Genomic DNA, 17,690 nt, shown 5'->3' with positions numbered 1-17,690 from the left:
GCCATATGCCCGGCCTTTGTGCATTTGCGACGCGGGCGATGTCGTTTTTGGGACAGGACGGGTGGTGCTTTGGAGGCGGGGCGTTAGGGTGGGGGCAGTGCAATCATCCAAGGAGTGCCCATGTCCCTGCTCACCGAGGCCGACGAGATTTCCAACATCGCATTCGGGTTCATGGGGTCGAAGGCGCTGTTTGCGGCGCTGGAGCTCGAGGTGTTCTCGACCCTGGCCGAGGGGGCGATGACCTCGGATGCGCTGGCCGAGCGGGCCGAGATCCATCCTGACCGGGCGATGACGCTGCTGACCTCGCTGGCGGGGCTGGGGCTGGTGTCGGTCCGGGACGGGCGGTTTGCCAATTCGCCGGCGGCCGAGGCGTTCCTGGTGAAGGGGGCGAAATACGATTTCTCGGATTACCTGCGGCTGCAGGTGGGCAAGCAGATGTATCCGCTGCTGGACCAGATCGAAGGCGCGCTGACCGGCAAGCTGGATGAGGCGGACACGAAATCCTATGCCCAGTGGTTTTCCGATCCCGAGGAAGCGCGGCTGTATTCCGAGAGCCAGCATGCCGGGTCGCTGGGCCCGGCGCGTCAGCTGGCCCGGTCGCTGGACCTGGGCGACAAGCGGCGGCTGCTGGACGTGGGCGGGGGGACGGCGGCCTTTGACATCACCCTGTGCAAGGCCAACCTGGAGCTGCAGGCGACGGTGCTGGAGTTCCCGAATGTCGCGGCGCTGGGGCGCGAATACGTGGCCGAGGCGGGGTTGTCGGAGCGGATCACCTACCAGGAGGGCAATGCGCTGGAGGCCGACTGGCCCGGCGGCCAGGATATCGTGTTGATGTCCTACCTGTTCTCGGGCGTGCCGGGCGACACCCATGACCGGCTGATCGCCCAGGCCTATGACGTGCTGAACCCGGGCGGGCTGATCCTGATCCATGATTTTGTGGTCGAGGCCGACCGGTCGGGCCCGCCGCTGGCGGCGCTTTGGCAATTGCAGCACACGGCCTTCACGCCCGAGGCGCGATCGCTGGATGCAGGCTGGCTGACCGGGGCCATGGAGGCCGGGGGCTTCGGCGAGGTGGGCATCCGCACGATGATCCCCGAGATGACCATGCTGGCCCAGGGCGTGAAACCCCGGGCCAGCTGACAGGCCTATTCCGCGGCGATGGGAGGCGCGCCGGCGTCATCGGCCAGGTGGGCGGGCCCGCAGTAGAGGGCGGGCGCGCATTCGACGTCCCCGGCATGGGCATCGACATAGGCCATCAGGCTGGCCATCGAGAAATGATCGCCGAAGCCCGGCCAGGGCTGGAAGCCGTGGATGTGCAGCATGCTCTCGGGGTCGAGCTTGAGCAGGCGGGCAATGACCGAGGCGACGATGGTGCCGCCGACGCCGGTCAGCTTGCCCTGGCCTTTTTCCCCGGCTTCCTGCAGGCAGTAGAACCACAGCGGGGTCTTGGTGATATGGGCGTCCTGCAGGGCCTGGGGCGCGGGCAGTTCGGCCAGGCCCAGGGCCCGGGCGACCTGTTGGCCGGAGGGGATCTGGATCGCCGTGCGGTCGCGCAGGATGTTGCGCAGGCCCAGCTTGGCGGCCTGGGGCAGCGGGATGTCGATGTCACCCCAGGTCAGGCCCTTGCCCACGATATTGGGCGGCAGGGCAAAGAGCGAGGCGGCCATGTTGGGTCCGACGGGCAGGGCGCGCTGTGCCTCGGGGCCGAAGAACAGGGTCATGTCCATGTTCCAATCGGCGCTGCGCGGGCCGAAACCGGCCATGTCGAAAAGCTTGGCCTCGGGGATCTGGGCGCTGATGCCATAGACCGGCTGCACCGTGGCATGGCCGAACCGATAGGCGGCCACCGAGAATTCCGCCGGCATGATCGGCGCGTCGGACCCAAAGGGATCGCCGGCCAGGGCGGCGTCGATACAGGCCTGGTCGACGAAGGACGGCAGGAAGTCGCAGAGCACAAGCCATTGATAATGCAGGCGGATGAACCGGCGGACCTTTTCAAAGCGCTCCAGCCCCTCGGGGATCATCTCGGCCCAGACATCGGCCCGGATGCCATCCTCGGCGCAATGTTCGATGGCCTTGCGCACGTCCATGTCGGTGTCGACCTTGGACATCAGGATGTTGTGCAGCTTGATGAACGCGCCCTGGATCTGGCTGACCAGCACGTTCTCGTCGTTGCGCGGATCGCCGATCAGCGCGCGGCCCTTGCAATTGCGCGCCAGGTCGTTCGGGTTGTCCTCGCGCCCGAACAGCAGATAGCCCTCGAAGTCCGGCGAATAGAGATGCGGCGTGGCCTCGGGCCCATCGCCATAGACACAATCCAGATCGAGGTTCGGCGTGCGCACGTTGCGGATGGTGGCCGGGTCGGTATGGGTGCCGATGGCGCTGGTGGCATCCAGCGTGATGTCATGGTCGATGAACTGGCCAAAGAAGGTCTGTCCGGCCTCTGCCGGCCCGGGGGTCAGCTCTTCGGTCTTCATGCTGTCGACGAGGCAGACAAAGGCATCGACGATGGCCTGCCGGTCGAGATTGCCGGTGATCGGGTTGCGATCGAGGAGATAGCCGAAGGTCTGGGGCAGGGGTGGGCCGCCGGCTTCGGGGTTGTGAAGGCATTCCTTGAGGAAAATATCGTAACGGGACATCCCGTGCGGCATCTTGGCCATAACAAGCTCCTGGAAAGAAATAGATATTCAATTCTTGGTCGGTATTCCAAGGGGGTGGGAAAATCACCTGCCCCGCATTCATTTTAATTCATGTTGTCTTGAAATGCATTTATTATTGCAATTGAATTGCTATTTGAATTCCTGACTTGACGTTTATCAATGCTAATTGTTTGTCCTGAAACTGCGCCCGCGTTCCGACGCCGCGGCGCTGACGCGAGGGCAGGGCCGGTGGGGCGCAGAAAGTTGTCCCTGGGCGCGGTTCTGCGATTGCACCCTGTTGCGACATTCGCTAGAAGCGCTCGGCAAGCACCCGTAGCTCAGCTGGATAGAGCGCTGCCCTCCGAAGGCAGAGGCCAGAGGTTCGAATCCTCTCGGGTGCGCCATGATCTCACAAACATCATAGACATCAATGGCTTACGGGTCCGGCGCTGATCGTTGTCGCCGGGGTGCATGTGGTCCGCTGCATCGTTTGCCAGACGGTGCCGGCAGGCGCGATCGCTGCCCGGCGTGATCTGTCACGGTCTTGACTGGCCCGATGGACCGGGTTGTGGATCGTCGTGCGCCACGTGATGGCCGGGCGCGGCGGACCGGCCCCGGGGCTTGGCTATTGTCCGGTGACAGCACTATGGCTAGGCTCGGGCCACAGACGTTTACCAGTTCCCCGTGTCCGGAGGCCGCCATGCCAACGCCCGTTGTTCGCCGTCTTGTCCTGTCCCTGCCGGCCCTGTTGCTTGCGCCCCTTGCCTGGGCCCAGGGCGACGCCCCGGTCGCCGCGCGGGACGGGCAGGTCACGCTGCCCTATGCCGAGCAGAAATTCACCGGCAGCCTGGGCACGACCTACCTGAATTCCGATCCGCCCCAGTTCCCCGCACCCGTCACCGCGCCCGAAGGCGCACCGAACGTGTTGCTGATCCTGCTCGACGACGTGGGCTTTGGCCAGTTCGGCGTGTCGGGCGGTGGCGTGCCCTCGCCGGCGATGGACAAGCTGGCCCAGGAAGGGCTGCTTTACACCCGGTTCCACACCACGGCGCTGTGTTCGCCGACCCGGGCCGCGCTGCTGACCGGGCGCAATCACAATGTCTCGGGGACCGGTGTGATCACCGAACTGGCCACGGGCTATGACGGCTATACCGGGATCATCCCCAAGGACACGGCAACGGTGGCCGAGATCCTGCGCCAGAACGGCTATGCCACGGCCTGGTTCGGCAAGAACCACAACACGCCGATCTACGAGACCAGCGCGGTGGGGCCTTATGACCATTGGCCCAACGGGCTGGGATTCGATCATTTCTATGGGTTCATGGCCGGCGACACCAACCAGCTGCGGCCCTATCTCTACGAGAACCAGACGGCCATCGGCACGCCGCAGGACCCGGATTATTATGTCAGCGTCGACCTGGCCGACCGCACGATCCGCTGGCTGGGCACGATGGAGGCCATTCAGCCGGCCAAGCCCTGGTTTGCCTACCTGGCGCCGGCGGCCACCCATGCGCCGCACCAGGCCCCGCAGGAGCTGATCAACAGCTTTGCCGGCCAGTTCGACATGGGCTGGGACGCCTATCGCGCCCAGACCCTTGAACGGCAGAAATCCATGGGCCTGGTGCCGCAATCGGCCGAGCTGACCGCGCGGCCCGACAGCCTGCCGGCCTGGGACAGCCTGGATGACGACCAGAAGCGGCTTTACACGCGGATGATGGAGGTCTTTGCGGCCTTCGGCGCCCAGGTCGATCAAGAGGTCGGCCGGGTGCTGGATTACGTGGCCGGGCTGCCCGATGCGGACAACACGCTGATCCTCTACATCATCGGTGACAACGGCGCGTCGGCCGAGGGCGGCTTTGACGGCACGCTGAACGAGAACGCATTTTTCAACACCTACCTGATGACCGTCGAGGACATGCTGCCACGGATCGACGAGATCGGCACCGAGCTGCATTTCAACCATTTCCCGGCCGGCTGGGCCTGGGGGGTGAACAGCCCGTTCCAATGGACCAAGCAGGTGGCCAGCCACCTGGGCGGCGTGCGCAACCCGATGATCGTGAAATGGCCGGCGCGCCAGCAGGCGGGGGGCGAGACGCGCACCCAGTTCCTGCATGTCATCGACATCGCACCGACAATCCTGGAGGCGGCAGGCGTGGCCCAGCCGCGCAGTGTCAACGGCACCACCCAGGTGCCGATCCAGGGCAAGAGCTTTCTGACCACGCTGGCCGATGCCGGGGCCGACGAGACGCGGACGAGCCAGTATTTCGAGATGTTCGTGAACCGGGGCATGTACAAGGACGGCTGGTGGGCCGGTTCGCTGGCCTTCGAGCCCTGGGATCCGGTGCGCGGGGCCTTTGACCCGATGACCGCAGCCTGGGAGCTGTACAACCTCGACGAGGATTTCACCCAGGCCAATGACCTGGCCGCCGAACGGCCCGAGATCCTGGAAAGCCTCAAGGCGCTGTGGTGGGCCGAGGCCTCGGCCAACAAGGCCCTGCCGCTGGATTGGCGGGGGGCCGAACGGTTCAGCGCCGAATTCACCGGCAAGCCGAACCTGGCCGGGGATCGCACGACCTTTGTCTATCCCGGCCGGCTGTCCGGTCTGCCCGAGGCCTCGGCGCCCGATCTCAAGAACAAGTCCTTCACCGTGACGGCCCAGGTCGAGATCGACAACGACGCCAGCGGCATGATCTTTACCCAGGGCGGCAATACCGGTGGCTGGGCCTTCTATCTCAAGGACGGCGTCCTGAAGGCCGCGCATAATTACATCGATGTCGAGATCTACGCCGTGGAAGGGGCCACGCCGGTGACGGCCGGCCCGCATGAGCTGGTGATGGATTTTGTCTATGGCGGGGGCGAAGAGATGGGCGGGGCCGGCACGCTGGCGCTGTCGGTCGACGGGGTCGAGGTCGCCCGGGCCGAGATCCCGCGGACCACGCCGTTCAAGTATTCGCTGTCAGAGAACCAGGACATCGGGTCGGATACCGGCACGCCGGTGACCTATGATTACCAGGCCCCGCTGGATTTCGAGGGCCGGCTGGCCGAAGTCGTGGTCGAGTTGCACCGCTGAGCGCCTGGCCCCGCGCCGGTCGGGCCGGCGGGCCTGGCGCGGTGGCGGTGAGGGGACTGGCGGCGCGGTGGTGATGTTTTCCCGACGTGTCGGGGGGAATGGGCGTGCGCCGCAGGCATGGAAAGGTCCCGGCCGGGGCGATGATGTGACACCGGCCGCGTGCCCTGCGGGGGCGGGGCTGGCCCGGGCCGTGGTCTTTGTTAATCTGGCCGCCACGGGCCAGGGGAGCAGAGCCGCGACATGACCATCCTGACGCAATTGACCTGGGGCACGATCTTTCTGGGGATCTGCGCCTTCATGCATGTGCTGGTGCTGTCGATGGGTGTGCCGCACCTGTCGCGGGCCGGGCGGTTCCTCGACATCCGCCTGCCGCGCCTGCGCATCGCGGGCACGCTGTTCCTGGGTGTGGCGATGATCGTGCTGGCGCACACGGTGCAGATCTGGACCTGGGCTGCGGCCTATCTCTATCTCGGCGTGCTGGGCACGTTTGAAGAGGCGTTCTATCTGGCCACGGTGACCTATACGACGCTGGGTTATGGCGACGTGGTGCCCGGGCCGGAGAACCGGATCTTTGCGATCTTTGCGGCGATCACCGGGCTTTTGACCTTCGGGATCAGCACGGCGTTTCTGCTGGGCATGGTCGTGCGCCTGTTGCCCGAGGCCTTTGACACCTCGGGCGGGCCGCTGGACGACATGCGCCGGGGCGGGCCGGATCATTAGCCGGGGCACGTGAGGGCGATCGGACGGATGCCCCTGAACGGGCGGGAGGGGGCATCAACGCGTGGCGAACGATGCGATGACCGCTTGGCGGCGCATGAACGCAACGGCCCCACGAAGGCGCAATGCAGCCTGAACGCGCCGGGGCCCATGAAAAAGGGGCGGCCCCGAAGGACCGCCCCGATATCTCATCGCCGGATGGCGGGATCAGGCCGCGCGGCGGGGCCGGCGACGGCGCTTGTTGCTGCTGCCACCGGGCTTGCCCTTGGCGCCGTGGCCCTGACCCTGTCCATGTCCTTGGCCGCCCGGCTTGCCCCCCCGGCGGCGCGGGCCGCCGCGCGAGCTCCGGTCGCCCTGGCTGTCACCCAGCGCACCCAGCGGGCTTTCGCCCGAAGCGACGGGGATCTCGATCTTCATAAGCTTCTGGATCTGGCGCAGCTGGTCGGCCTCGTCCGGGGCGCAGAAGGCAATCGCCTCGCCCTCGCGGCCGGCGCGGGCCGTCCGGCCGATGCGGTGCACGTAATTGTCGGGCACTTCCGGCAGGTCAAAGTTGATCACGTAGGCCACGCCGGGGATGTCGATGCCCCGGGCGGCGACATCGGTGGCCACCAGCACCTTGATGGTGCCTTCGCGGAACGCCTTGATCGCCCGGTCACGCTGGCCCTGGCTCTTGTTGCCATGGATTGACGCGGCGTCGTAGCCGTCGGCCACCAGGCCCTTCATCAGCCGTTCGGCCCCGTGCTTGGTGCGGGCGAAGACCAGCGTCAGGGCGTCCATGTCGCGGGACAGGATCTCGCGCAGCTTGGACGGTTTCGCGGCCTTGTCGAGGAAATGCACCGATTGGGTGATCTTGTCGGCAGCCTTGCCCGGGGGCGAGACCTGCACCCGCTTGGGGTTGTCGAGATAGGCGCGCGACAGTTCTTCCATCTGCTTGGGCATGGTGGCCGAGAACAGCATGGTCTGGCGCGGCGTGCCCAGCTGGGGGGCGATCTTGCGCAGGGCGTGGATGAAGCCCAGGTCGAGCATCTGGTCGGCCTCGTCCAGCACCAGGTGGCGCACCTGGCCCAGGTCGACGGCGCCGCGTTCCATCAGGTCGATCAGCCGGCCGGGCGTGGCGACAAGAATGTCGGTGCCCCGCGACAGCATGTTGATCTGGCGCCCGATCGACTGGCCGCCGACAACGGTCGACACGCGGATCCGGGTCTTTTCGGTCAGGGTGCGCAGGCTGTCGGCGATCTGGTTGACCAGCTCGCGGGTGGGCGCCAGCACCAGGGCCTTGGCCGTCTTGGGCGCGGGTTTGCCCGGCTGGGCCAGCAGGTGGTCGATCAGCGGCAGGCCAAAGGCCAGGGTCTTGCCGGTGCCGGTCTGGGCCAGGCCCAGAACGTCATGGCCTTCCAGCGCCAGGGGAATGGCCTGGTTCTGGATCGGCGTGGGTTGGGAAAATCCGATACGTTCAAGCGCGTCGTTCAGCTCGGGCGTCAGGCCGAGCATGTCGAAATCGAACAAGTGACATCCTTTTCAATACCTTGGGGCATCGGCCCCAAGGCGTATTGCGGGCCGCGGGTAACGCGGCGCACGAGGGTGCTGCGCGGCCTCTGGACGGGCAGGGGGATCCTGCGGCATCCGGCCGTCGCATGAAGAACCCTGCGTGATGGGGAACCTGGAGAGTTTGCGCTGATGGCCCCCGGATCGGTCCGGCGGCGCGGCTGCTCACGCGGCAGCGCAGCGACAGGCCTCATGTGGGGCATTGGCCGTGACATGTCAAGCCGCCGCGATCCGCAGGGTTGACGCTCTGTTGCCGGCGGCCGGTCACGTTGCGCTCAGCCTGCAGGCCGTTCGGGCCAGCCGGCGGCCGGTTTGGGCGACGCGACAGTCGAGGCGGAAGGGACAGCCGGCCGGTCGGCATGGGCAGGCGCGGCACGGGCGGACGCAATCCGACGGGGGTGAGGCCAGGGCCGTCTTTTCGCTATGCGTCTTCGGAATGTGGTCAACTGATCGGGGCGACTATCACGAGGGATAGTGGCGGAGAGACAGGGATTCGAACCCTGGGTGGGCTTGCACCCACAACGGTTTTCGAGACCGCCCCGTTCGACCACTCCGGCACCTCTCCGCGGGGGTCTGGGCGCTGCATGTACGTGGGTTTTCCGAGGGGCGCAAGGGCCGATTTGCCGATTTTTCACCGGCCCTTGCGGAAGCTTCAGTATCCGGCCACCTGGCCAAGGATATCCTCGACGGCCACGTGGCCCGCCAGGGTCAGCGAATGGCTGTCGCCAAAGTCCAGGACCAGCGTGCCATCGACCAGTTGTGCGGCCGCTTCGATATCGGCCTGGGTCAGGGTGGGGCCGGCGCCGAACCGGTCGGCGATCAGCAGCATATCGATGTCGGTCAGGTCTTCGATCACGTCATGGCCGCCGTTGTAGACAAAGGTGTCGGCCCCCGCGCCGCCATGCAGCCGGTCGTTGCCCGCATCGCCGTTCAGCTCGTCGTCGCCGGCCTGGCCGAACAGCGCATCGTCGCCCGAACGGCCGCGGATGACATCATGGCCATCCCCGCCCAGCAGCCGGTTGCCCGTGCCGTCGCCGCGCAGGATGTCGTTGCCCGAGCCGGCCTCGACGATCTCGACGTCGACAAAGGTATCACCCGCGGCGATGCCGCTCGACCCGCCGGTGTCGAGCATGTCGATGCTCAGCTTGCGGGTGGCATCGGCATAGCTGGCCCGGTCGCGACCCGCACCGCCATCCAGCACATCGGCCCCGCCGCCGCCGATCAGCGTGTCATCGCCCGCGCCGCCGCGCAGGGTGTCATCGCCATGCACGCCCATCAGCGTGTCGTCGCCCGATTCGCCGCGCAGCTTGTTGTCCTCGGCATTGCCGGTGATCCAGTCGGCGGACATGCTGCCGATGACGTTTTCGATCGACACCAGCATGTCGCCTTCGGCCACGCCGGAGTTGCGCGCCGGATTGGTCAGGTTGATGACCGAGGCCTCGTTGGAATAGGCCTGTTCATAGCTGATCGTGTCGCGCCCGGCGCCGCCGTCCCAGAGATCGGCGCTGTCATCGCCGTATTCGTAGAACTGGTCGTTGCCGGCCCCGCCGTAATATTCGCCCGGACCGTTCGAGCCATAGATCACGTCGCTTTCGGTGACGTCGACACCCGGAAGACCGCCCAGGTCGACGGTATCGCCTTCACCATAGCCCGGCCCCGGGTCGGTCAGTGCGGCCCCGTCGACGAAGGTGCGGAACGCCTCCAGCGTGTCGAAATCGGGCAGGGCGGGTCCGTCCAGCATGACCCAGGCCTCGTATGTGCCCTCGGTGTAGAGATCGAAATCGTCGATCACGAAATCATAGGTCACCCGGTAGATCAGCGTCGTGCCGCCCGCCCAGTCGAGGTTGAACAGGTCGTAGGACAATGTCCGTTGGGCGGCGGCATAGTTCTGCGGCCCGTCGCCAAAGCTGAACCCGCTCAGCCAGTCGACGGTGTCATTGGCCAGCTCGCCATCGCTCACGGTGAAATCGGTGCCGTCATCGGCCCGGACGTCGCCGGTCTTTGTCGCGATATCGTTGCCCGAGGCGCTTTCCCAGCCGTCGCCGAAATAATTGTACTCGCTCTCCCACTCGTAGGTTTCGATGTAGGAATAACTGTAGGTGGTCATCCTGAACTCTTTCCTTGAACGCGTTCCGGCCCAGAGGCCGTTGGCCCCGGCCTAGAAGCCGGTGATGTCGGCCAGAACGGTGTCGATGTCGGTATGGCCCAGCAGGGTCAGCGAATGGGCGTCGGAGAAGACCAGCGTCAGCGTGCCGTCGATCAGTTGGGCCGCATCGCGCAGGTCGTCCTGGGACAGGGTGGCGCCCGAGGCGAACCGGTTGGAGATCTGCAGCGTGTCGATGCCCTGTTCCAGGTCTTCGATCACGTCATGGCCTGCAGTGAACTGGAACGTGTCGGCGCCCTTGCCGCCGAACATGTGATCGTCGCCCGCATCGCCGTTCAGCAGGTCGTCGCCGCCCTGGCCGAAAAGCTCGTCATTGCCCCCGCGTCCGCGCAGGGTGTCGTCGCCGCGCATTCCGTGCAGGCGGTTGTCGGCGTGGTCGCCACGCAGGATGTCGACGTAATCGGTGGCCTCGACGATCTCGATATCGATAAACGTGTCGCCCAGGGCGTCGCCCGAGCCCTGGCCGCCGGGCAACATGTCGATGGCCAGCCCGTGGGTCGAGTACGAATAGAGGACCATGTCGCGGCTGTTGCCGCCGTCGAGCAGGTCGGCTCCGGCGCCGCCGATCAGCAGGTCCTTGCCCTGGCCGCCAAACAGCATGTCGTCGCCGCCACGCCCGATCAGGGTATCATCGCCACGGTCTGTCTCGATCACGTTGTCGGCTTCCGAGCCCGCGACATGGTCATCGCCCCGCCAGGTGATGACATTCTCGATGTTGTACAGCCGGTCCCTCTGGGCCGCTCCGCCGTTGGCGGTGAAGTCCTCCAGGTCGACGATTACATAGTCGAGCCCTTTCTCGGGCCGGTATTCCACCGTGTCGATCCCCGCGCCGCCGTCCAGCGTGTCGCCCTTCTTGTTGTAGTATTCGTAGAAGTAATCGTCGCCGTCACCGGCAAAGCTGGTATCGATTTCGCTGGTCCCGGCGATCCAGTCGTCCTCGTCGACGGCCACGATATCGAGATCGTCCAGGTTGAAGGTCGTGCCGTCGGTGAACCCGGTTGTCGGCGTGGACATTGTGCCCGTGGCCAGGAATTCGTTGAAGGCCTCGTATTGGTCCTCTTCGGCGATATGCGAGAAATCGGGCAATTCGGCCCCGCCCAGCGTGAGGTAGACATAGGCGTCCGTGCTGTATGAGCTGAGGTCGAAGTAATCGAGGTAGTAGTAGGATTCGGCGGCGACAAAGAGATAGGTCGTGCCGCCCGACCAGGTGAATTCGTACGTGCGGAAAGAGAAGTCGTAATAGAACGGATCGGATTCGGGAAAGAACGCCTCGGCCCAGTCCACACCATCCATCGTGGGAATGCCGTCGACCATGGTGAAGGTACCGTCGTCATTGTCCAGCGACGTGATGGTTGCGGTGGTCTGGCCGTAACTGTCGGCCTCTGAATATTCGCCGTCAAAATCGGACCAGCTATAAGACGTGTAGGTCGCGCCGATGGTATACGTTGTCATAATTGTTTTACCTATTAAAACGAGTCTTCAACAGGTTAAACGTGAATTCCCATTCAGGAAACCGTTTCTGTCGACTTTTTCGGCGAATTGAGCGGCCCTGGTTTCGGCCCGGGCCGGTTTCATGATCCCGCGTCTGGGGCCCTGCGGTCCCATGCACATCCTGCCATGGCCATAATCGACAGCATCGCGATAAAATGACCGTGGCGCGGGCCCGCCCATCTGCGCGCGACCATTGGCGCGGGCCGGCGGGCGCCTTATCTTGGGGCCATGATCGCTTTCATCCGCATCCCCGCCCGGGTGGCCGGCGCCGCGCTTGTCGCGCTGACCCTCTTCGTCCTGCCCGCCGCTGCCGCCAATCGCGACAAGGTCGAGGCTTTCTTGCAGGTCACCGGCTTTGATGCCGCGCTGGAGAGCCTGAAATATTCCGCCGAAGATGCGCCGGTCATGCTGGGCATCGATGCCGGGGTCTTCGGCTACAGCTGGAAGCGCCTCAGCTCGGAGGTCTTTGACGTCGACCTGATGTACGACATGGCCGTCGACATGCTGGAGCAGACCCTTGAAGACGACAAGCTGGCCCATGCCGCGGGGTTCTATGCCACCGATCTGGGCCAGCGGCTGGTCGAGATCGAGAATGCCTCGCATCTCGATCCCGATGACACGGCCAAGCAGGAGCAGGGCGTGGCTCTGGTGGCCGAGATGGTCGAAGACGGCTCGCCCCGGCTGGACATGTTCAAGCGCATGGGCGCAGCGATCGACGCCTCGGGCAGCGCGGTGCGGGCGATGCAGCAGATCCAGATGCGCTTTCTGCTGGCGGCCAGCGCCGCCGGGGTGATCGAGCTGCAGCTCGATCCCGAGGAACTGGCCGCGATGATGCAGGCGCAGGAGCCGCAGCTGCGCATGGCGATTGCCCAGAGCGCGCTGGCCTCGTCGGCCTATGTCTATCGCGATATCTCGGATGACGATCTGGAAACCTATACCGCCGCGCTGGAAGAGCCCGAGATGATCGAGGTCTACGAGCTGATGAATGCCGTGCAATACGAGATCATGGCCAACCGGTTCGAGGTCCTGGCCTCGCGCATGTCCGAGCTTGACCCGGGCCAGGACATCTGATGCCCGCGTTGCGGGGCTTTCCGGGACTGCGGGCAGGGGTGGCGCTGGTCCTTCTGGTGCTGGTCCTGCCGCTGCGGGCGCTGGCCGGGCCCGGCGACGACATGGTCGACCGGCTGGGTGAGGCACTTCGGTTGCAGGACCTGGCCGTTCTGATGCGTGACGAGGGGCTGGACGATGCCCGCGACCTGCTGCCCGCCGATGCCACCGGACAGGTGTCGCCGGTGGCCATGGCCCAGCTGGAAGAGGTCTTTGACCCCGGGCTGATCCGCGCAGAGCTGACCGGCGCCTTCGGGGCGCTGTCGGCCGGTGACCTGGGGGCGGCCGTGGCCTTTTTCGACAGCCCGGCGGGCCGGGCGCTGGTCGAGCTGGAGCTGGTGGCGCGGGCGGCGATTTCCGATCCCGATATCGAGGCCATCGCGCGCGGCGAATGGGCCGCCCGCCGGGACGAGTCCGGCGAGCCGATTGCCTCCCTGCGCCGCTTTGCCGAGGTCAACGACCTGGTCGAGCGCAACACGACCAGCACCATGACCGCCCGGTTCCAGTTCCTGCGCGGGCTGGCTGCCGGCGCGGGCCAGCCGGCCGATGACGGCGAGATCCTGTCGCGGGTCTGGGCGCAGGAGGGCGCGATCCGGGCTGATACCGAGGGCTGGCTGATGGGCTACCTGCTGCTGGCCTACGGGCCGGCCGATCCCGCCGATCTTGACGCCTATGTCGCCTTTTCCGAAACACCGGCAGGCCAGGCCGTGAATGCCGCGCTGTTCGAGGGATTCGAGGTCACCTATGGCCGGATCTCCCATGGGCTGGGGCTGGTGGCCGGGCGCGCCACGCAGGCGCAGGACCTGTGACCCCGGCCCGCTTGCACCACCGCCGGGGGCGGAAAACGCCGTTTTCCGGGGAAATCGGGGCCGTTCCGCGCCATTGTCCGGGCGGGGGCGGTTGACAGGGCCGGGAGGCAAGTGCATAAGCGCGCATCCCCGGCCGGATGATCCGCGCCGGGTTTTGCAGTCATTCAAGCCCCGAAGGGGGCGCGCCGTCCGAGGTTGTTCGGGTCTGACACTGCCGGTTCTTTCGCCCCTTGGGGGCGCAGGCATCGGTCAGGCCCTGCGGAAACGCCCGAAAGGGGACCACAGGACGCGGCAGAAAGAAGGAAGACAGACATGTTTGCGGTCCTTAAGACCGGTGGCAAGCAGTACAAGGTCCGCTCGGGCGACGAGCTCCGGATCGAGAAACTGGCCGCCATTGCCGGCGAAACCGTGCAGTTCAACGACGTGCTGATGCTGGGCGGTGACACCACCGTCGTCGGCGCGCCGACGATCGAAGGCGCGGCCGTGCAGGCCGAGGTGGTGGAAGACGTGAAGGCCGACAAGGTCATCACCTTCGTGAAACGCCGCCGCAAGCATTCCTCCAAGCGTACCCGCGGTCACCGTCAGCAACTGACCGTCGTGCGTATCACCGAAATCCTGACCTCGGGCGCCGATGCGACCGGTGTCAAGGCCGCAGTGGGCGCGGGCTCCGTCAAGGACGCCCCGGCTGCCGAAGCCGCCGAAGCGTAAGGAGAGACCAGCATGGCACATAAAAAAGCAGGCGGTTCGTCCCGTAACGGTCGCGATTCCGCAGGCCGCCGTCTTGGCGTGAAGCTCTACGGGGGCCAGGCGGCCGTCGCGGGCAACATCATCGTGCGTCAGCGCGGCACCAAGTTCTGGCCGGGCGAAGGCGTTGGCATGGGCAAGGACCACACCATCTTTGCCACCGCCGAAGGCGCCGTGACCTTCCACAAGGGTCTGAAGGGTCGAACCTTCATTTCGGTGCTGCCAGCCGCGGAGGCCGCCGAGTAAGCCGAACCTTACAGAGGTTGGAAAAACACTCAGGGGATCGGCGGAACCGCCGGTCCCCTTTTCGTTTACCCGGCGGAAAGGCGGCCGGGGCAATGACAGGCTGCGACCGGCCCGCGACAGGCGGGCGGGTCAGGGTTGGGCAAGGTTGGGGCGCAGGGCCCCGAGGGCGACGGTTCGCCGCCTTGCCGGGCACGATGGACGTGCCGATATGGATGAGTAGACAGGGGCGCCCCGGGGGCTCCAGCAGGGAGTGAGACGATGAAACTGGACAGGATCGTCAACCAGGCCACGATCGAATGCGCAAGGTTCGACCTGCGCCCGCTGCGCCGCTCGGATTGCGGGCTGATCGCGCAATGGGCCGGCGACGAGCGCGTGGCGCGCATGACATCGGCCATTCCTCATCCGCTGCCCCCCGGGGCGACCGAGGCCTATGTCGACCGGGCCATGGCCGAGGACCGCGAGGAATTCATCTGGGCGATCGACGGCACCCGCGACGGGGGGCCTGAGCTGAAGGGCGTGATCTCGCTCAAGCGGCTGGACGAGGGCGGCGCCGAGGTGGGCTTCTGGATCGCGCCTTTGTTCTGGAACACGGGCCTGGCCTCGGAGGCGCTGCAGGCATTGGTGCGGGAAAACCCGCTGGGCGACCGGTCGCTCTTTGCCTCGGTCTTCCAGGACAACCCGGCCTCGGCTCGGGTGCTGAGCCATTGCGGGTTCGACTACCTGGGTGATGCCGAGAGTTTCTCGGTGGCGCGCGGGGCATTGGTGCCGACCTGGACCTATGCGCGCAAGCTCTGAGCGCGGGGCGGGCTGACCGGCGGGGTCTGTGGGGGCGCTGCCCCCGTCCTCCGATGGAGGACTCCCCCGGGAATATTTACGAAGAGAAAGAAGCAGGGGGCCGGCAATGGCCCCCTGCAGGGCGCGGCCGATGGGCGGACGCGATCCGGGACAGGCAAAAGGCAAGGCATGCGCATGGCGGCTTTTGGTCGGGCGCGCCTTGCTGTAGGAACGCGGGCATGAAGTTTCTCGATCTCTGCAAGGTCTATATCCGCTCGGGTAGCGGTGGTGGTGGCGCGGTGAGTTTTCGCCGTGAGAAGTTCATCGAATACGGCGGGCCGGATGGCGGCGACGGCGGGCGCGGCGGGTCGGTCATTGCCGAGGCCGTGGACGGGCTGAACACGCTGATCGATTTCCGGTACCAGCAGCATTTCTTTGCCGAGAACGGCCGGCCCGGGATGGGCCAGCAGCGCACGGGCAAGACCGGCGACGACATCGTGCTGAAGGTGCCGGTGGGCACCGAGATCCTCGACGAGGACGAAGAGACGGTGATTGCCGATCTCGACACGCTGGGCGCAACGGTCGAACTGGCCCGGGGCGGCAACGGCGGGTTCGGCAACCTGCATTTCAAGACCTCGACCAACCAGGCTCCGCGCCGGGCCAACCCGGGCCAGCCGGGCGTCGACCGGACCCTGTGGCTGCGGTTGAAGCTGATCGCAGATGCCGGGCTGCTGGGCCTGCCCAACGCGGGCAAGTCGACCTTCCTGGCCGCGACGTCGAACGCCCGGCCCAAGATCGCCGATTACCCGTTCACCACGCTGCATCCCAACCTGGGCGTGGTGGGCGTGGACAATGCCGAGTTTGTCATTGCCGACATTCCCGGCCTGATCGAAGGCGCCCACGAGGGCCGGGGGATCGGCGACCGCTTCCTGGGCCATGTTGAGCGCTGTTCCGTCCTGCTGCACCTGGTCGACGGCACGTCCGAGACGATCGCCGAGGATTACCGGACGATCATCGCCGAGCTTGAGGCCTATGGCGGCCACCTGGCCGACAAGCCCCGGGTCACCGCGCTGAACAAGATCGACGCGCTGGACGAGGAACAGCGGGCCGAGGCCAGGGCCGCGCTGGAAGAGGCCAGCGGCGGACCGGTCTTCATGATGTCCGGCGTGGCTCGCGAAGGCGTGACCGACGTGCTGCGCGCGTTGAAGGGCGAGATCGCCGAGGACCGGCTGCGCCAGAAACCCGTCGAGGACGAGGCCCCGTGGCATCCCTGACCGCGGCGCGGCGGATTGTCGTCAAGATCGGGTCGGCCCTGCTGGTCGACCGGGTCAGCGGGCTGTTGCGCGGCGACTGGCTGACCGCCCTGGCCGGTGATGTCGCCCGGTTGAAGGCCGCGGGCGCCGACGTGATCCTGGTCTCCTCGGGCTCGATCGCCCTGGGCCGGGGCGCCCTGGGCCTGCCGCCGACGACCCTTGCGCTGGAACAATCGCAGGCCGCGGCGGCCGTCGGCCAGATCCGCCTGGCCCGGGCCTATGAAGAGGCGCTGGCCCCGCACCGGATCACCGCCGCCCAGGTGCTGGTCACGCTGGAAGACAGCGCCGACCGCCGGCGCTATCTCAATTCGCGGGCCACGCTGGAAACCCTGCTGGGCCTGGGCGTGGTGCCCATCGTCAACGAGAACGACACCATTGCCACCGACGAGATCCGCTATGGCGACAACGACCGGCTGGCCGCCCAGGTGGCCGTGACCGTCGGCGCCGACGTGCTGGTGCTCTTGTCGGATATCGACGGGCTCTACACGGCCAACCCGGCCCAGGACCCGACCGCCACGCGCTTTGACCGGATCGATCGTATCACCCCCGAGATCGAGGCCATGGCCGGCGATGCCGGCTCGGGCCTGTCCAAGGGCGGGATGAAGACCAAGCTGATGGCCGCGCGCATGGCCACGGCGGCGGGCTGTGCCATGGCCATCACCGAAGGCTCGGGGCTGAACCCGCTGACCGCCCTGGAAAACGGGGCCAATGCCACCTGGTTCACCGCCCAGCTCGATCCCCAGGCCGCGCGCAAGCGCTGGATCGCCGCGATGAAACCACGGGGCATCCTTGTCATCGACGCCGGCGCCGCCCGGGCCCTGGGCCGCGGCCGGTCGCTGCTGCCCGCCGGGGTGACCGACGTGCGCGGCGCCTTCGGCCGGGGCGACCCGGTGGCCATCGAGGATGACAGCGGCATGCGCCTGGGCCAGGGCCTGACGCGCTACACCGCCGACGAGGCCCAGGCCATCCGCGGCCATCAGAGCACCGAGATCGAGGACCTGCTGGGCTACCCCGGCCGCGCCGCGCTGATCCATCGCGACGACATGGCGCTGTGACCGGGCATTTCCGCCT

At 66.4% G+C, this 17,690-nt stretch carries 13 protein-coding genes, 2 tRNA genes and 1 pseudogene; 11 read left to right on the top strand and 5 right to left on the bottom strand.

Features of this window, described 5'->3' with window-relative positions:
- Window positions 1–120 precede the first annotated feature (120 nt).
- Window positions 121–1,140, top strand: coding sequence for a methyltransferase (locus ACK3BB_RS14165; protein ID WP_428925290.1), 1,020 nt, complete (start codon window positions 121–123; stop codon window positions 1,138–1,140).
- A 5-nt stretch (window positions 1,141–1,145) separates the two neighbouring features.
- On the opposite strand, the gene ACK3BB_RS14160 is transcribed toward ACK3BB_RS14165, so the two are convergent.
- Complete coding sequence (locus ACK3BB_RS14160; protein WP_428925289.1) at window positions 1,146–2,660, bottom strand: peroxidase family protein; 1,515 nt, start codon at window positions 2,658–2,660, stop codon at window positions 1,146–1,148.
- A gap of 306 nt (window positions 2,661–2,966) precedes the next feature.
- On the opposite strand from ACK3BB_RS14160, the gene ACK3BB_RS14155 reads away from it, so the two are divergent.
- The 3 genes from ACK3BB_RS14155 to ACK3BB_RS14145 all read left to right on the top strand — a co-directional run bounded on the left by ACK3BB_RS14155 (window position 2,967) and on the right by ACK3BB_RS14145 (window position 6,429).
- Window positions 2,967–3,043, top strand: a tRNA-Arg gene (locus ACK3BB_RS14155).
- A gap of 296 nt (window positions 3,044–3,339) precedes the next feature.
- The gene (locus tag ACK3BB_RS14150; RefSeq protein WP_428925288.1) at window positions 3,340–5,709 is read left to right on the top strand and encodes an arylsulfatase; all 2,370 of its coding nucleotides are present in this window, start codon (window positions 3,340–3,342) and stop codon (window positions 5,707–5,709) included.
- A gap of 240 nt (window positions 5,710–5,949) precedes the next feature.
- Window positions 5,950–6,429, top strand: coding sequence for a potassium channel family protein (locus ACK3BB_RS14145; RefSeq protein WP_428925287.1), 480 nt, complete (start codon window positions 5,950–5,952; stop codon window positions 6,427–6,429).
- 204 nt (window positions 6,430–6,633) lie between these two features.
- Here ACK3BB_RS14145 and ACK3BB_RS14140 read toward each other — a convergent pair whose 3' ends face one another.
- The 4 genes from ACK3BB_RS14140 to ACK3BB_RS14125 form a co-directional block, all read right to left on the bottom strand.
- Window positions 6,634–7,932, bottom strand: coding sequence for a DEAD/DEAH box helicase (locus tag ACK3BB_RS14140; protein WP_428925286.1), 1,299 nt, complete (start codon window positions 7,930–7,932; stop codon window positions 6,634–6,636).
- A 514-nt stretch (window positions 7,933–8,446) separates the two neighbouring features.
- Window positions 8,447–8,536 (bottom strand) — tRNA-Ser (locus tag ACK3BB_RS14135).
- Between the two features lie 87 nt (window positions 8,537–8,623).
- Window positions 8,624–10,078, bottom strand: a complete 1,455-nt coding sequence (locus ACK3BB_RS14130) for a calcium-binding protein (protein ID WP_428925285.1) — start codon at window positions 10,076–10,078, stop codon at window positions 8,624–8,626.
- Window positions 10,079–10,129: 51 nt separating this feature from the next.
- The gene (locus ACK3BB_RS14125) at window positions 10,130–11,587 is read right to left on the bottom strand and encodes a calcium-binding protein (RefSeq protein WP_428925284.1); all 1,458 of its coding nucleotides are present in this window, start codon (window positions 11,585–11,587) and stop codon (window positions 10,130–10,132) included.
- Window positions 11,588–11,854: 267 nt separating this feature from the next.
- On the opposite strand from ACK3BB_RS14125, the gene ACK3BB_RS14120 reads away from it, so the two are divergent.
- The 7 genes and pseudogenes from ACK3BB_RS14120 to proB all read left to right on the top strand — a co-directional run bounded on the left by ACK3BB_RS14120 (window position 11,855) and on the right by proB (window position 17,674).
- Window positions 11,855–12,697, top strand: a complete 843-nt coding sequence (locus ACK3BB_RS14120; RefSeq protein ID WP_428925283.1) for a DUF2059 domain-containing protein — start codon at window positions 11,855–11,857, stop codon at window positions 12,695–12,697.
- Entirely contained in the window at window positions 12,697–13,542 is an 846-nt protein-coding gene (locus tag ACK3BB_RS14115; RefSeq protein WP_428925282.1) for a hypothetical protein, read from the top strand. Before ACK3BB_RS14120 ends, ACK3BB_RS14115 begins: the two co-directional genes overlap by 1 nt.
- Before the next feature lie 312 nt (window positions 13,543–13,854).
- Window positions 13,855–14,244 (top strand): annotated as a pseudogene (gene rplU, locus ACK3BB_RS14110) (50S ribosomal protein L21); the annotation flags it as partial.
- A gap of 18 nt (window positions 14,245–14,262) precedes the next feature.
- The gene (rpmA, locus tag ACK3BB_RS14105) at window positions 14,263–14,532 is read left to right on the top strand and encodes a 50S ribosomal protein L27 (protein ID WP_428925281.1); all 270 of its coding nucleotides are present in this window, start codon (window positions 14,263–14,265) and stop codon (window positions 14,530–14,532) included.
- A gap of 258 nt (window positions 14,533–14,790) precedes the next feature.
- On the top strand, window positions 14,791–15,327 hold the full coding sequence (locus ACK3BB_RS14100) for a GNAT family N-acetyltransferase (RefSeq protein WP_428925280.1): 537 nt from the start codon (window positions 14,791–14,793) through the stop codon (window positions 15,325–15,327).
- A 218-nt stretch (window positions 15,328–15,545) separates the two neighbouring features.
- On the top strand, window positions 15,546–16,580 hold the full coding sequence (obgE, locus tag ACK3BB_RS14095; RefSeq protein WP_428925279.1) for a GTPase ObgE: 1,035 nt from the start codon (window positions 15,546–15,548) through the stop codon (window positions 16,578–16,580).
- Window positions 16,568–17,674: a glutamate 5-kinase gene (gene proB, locus ACK3BB_RS14090; protein ID WP_428925278.1), complete on the top strand. Its 1,107-nt coding sequence runs from the start codon at window positions 16,568–16,570 to the stop codon at window positions 17,672–17,674. The genes obgE and proB overlap by 13 nt, the downstream gene beginning before the upstream one ends.
- Window positions 17,675–17,690: the final 16 nt, after the last annotated feature.

Source organism: Marinibacterium sp. SX1 (assembly GCF_050389775.1).
Classification (GTDB): Bacteria; Pseudomonadota; Alphaproteobacteria; order Rhodobacterales; family Rhodobacteraceae; genus Marinibacterium.
The sequence above is the reverse complement of the archived record's forward strand: the minus strand, read 5'-3'. Positions and strand labels throughout refer to the sequence as shown.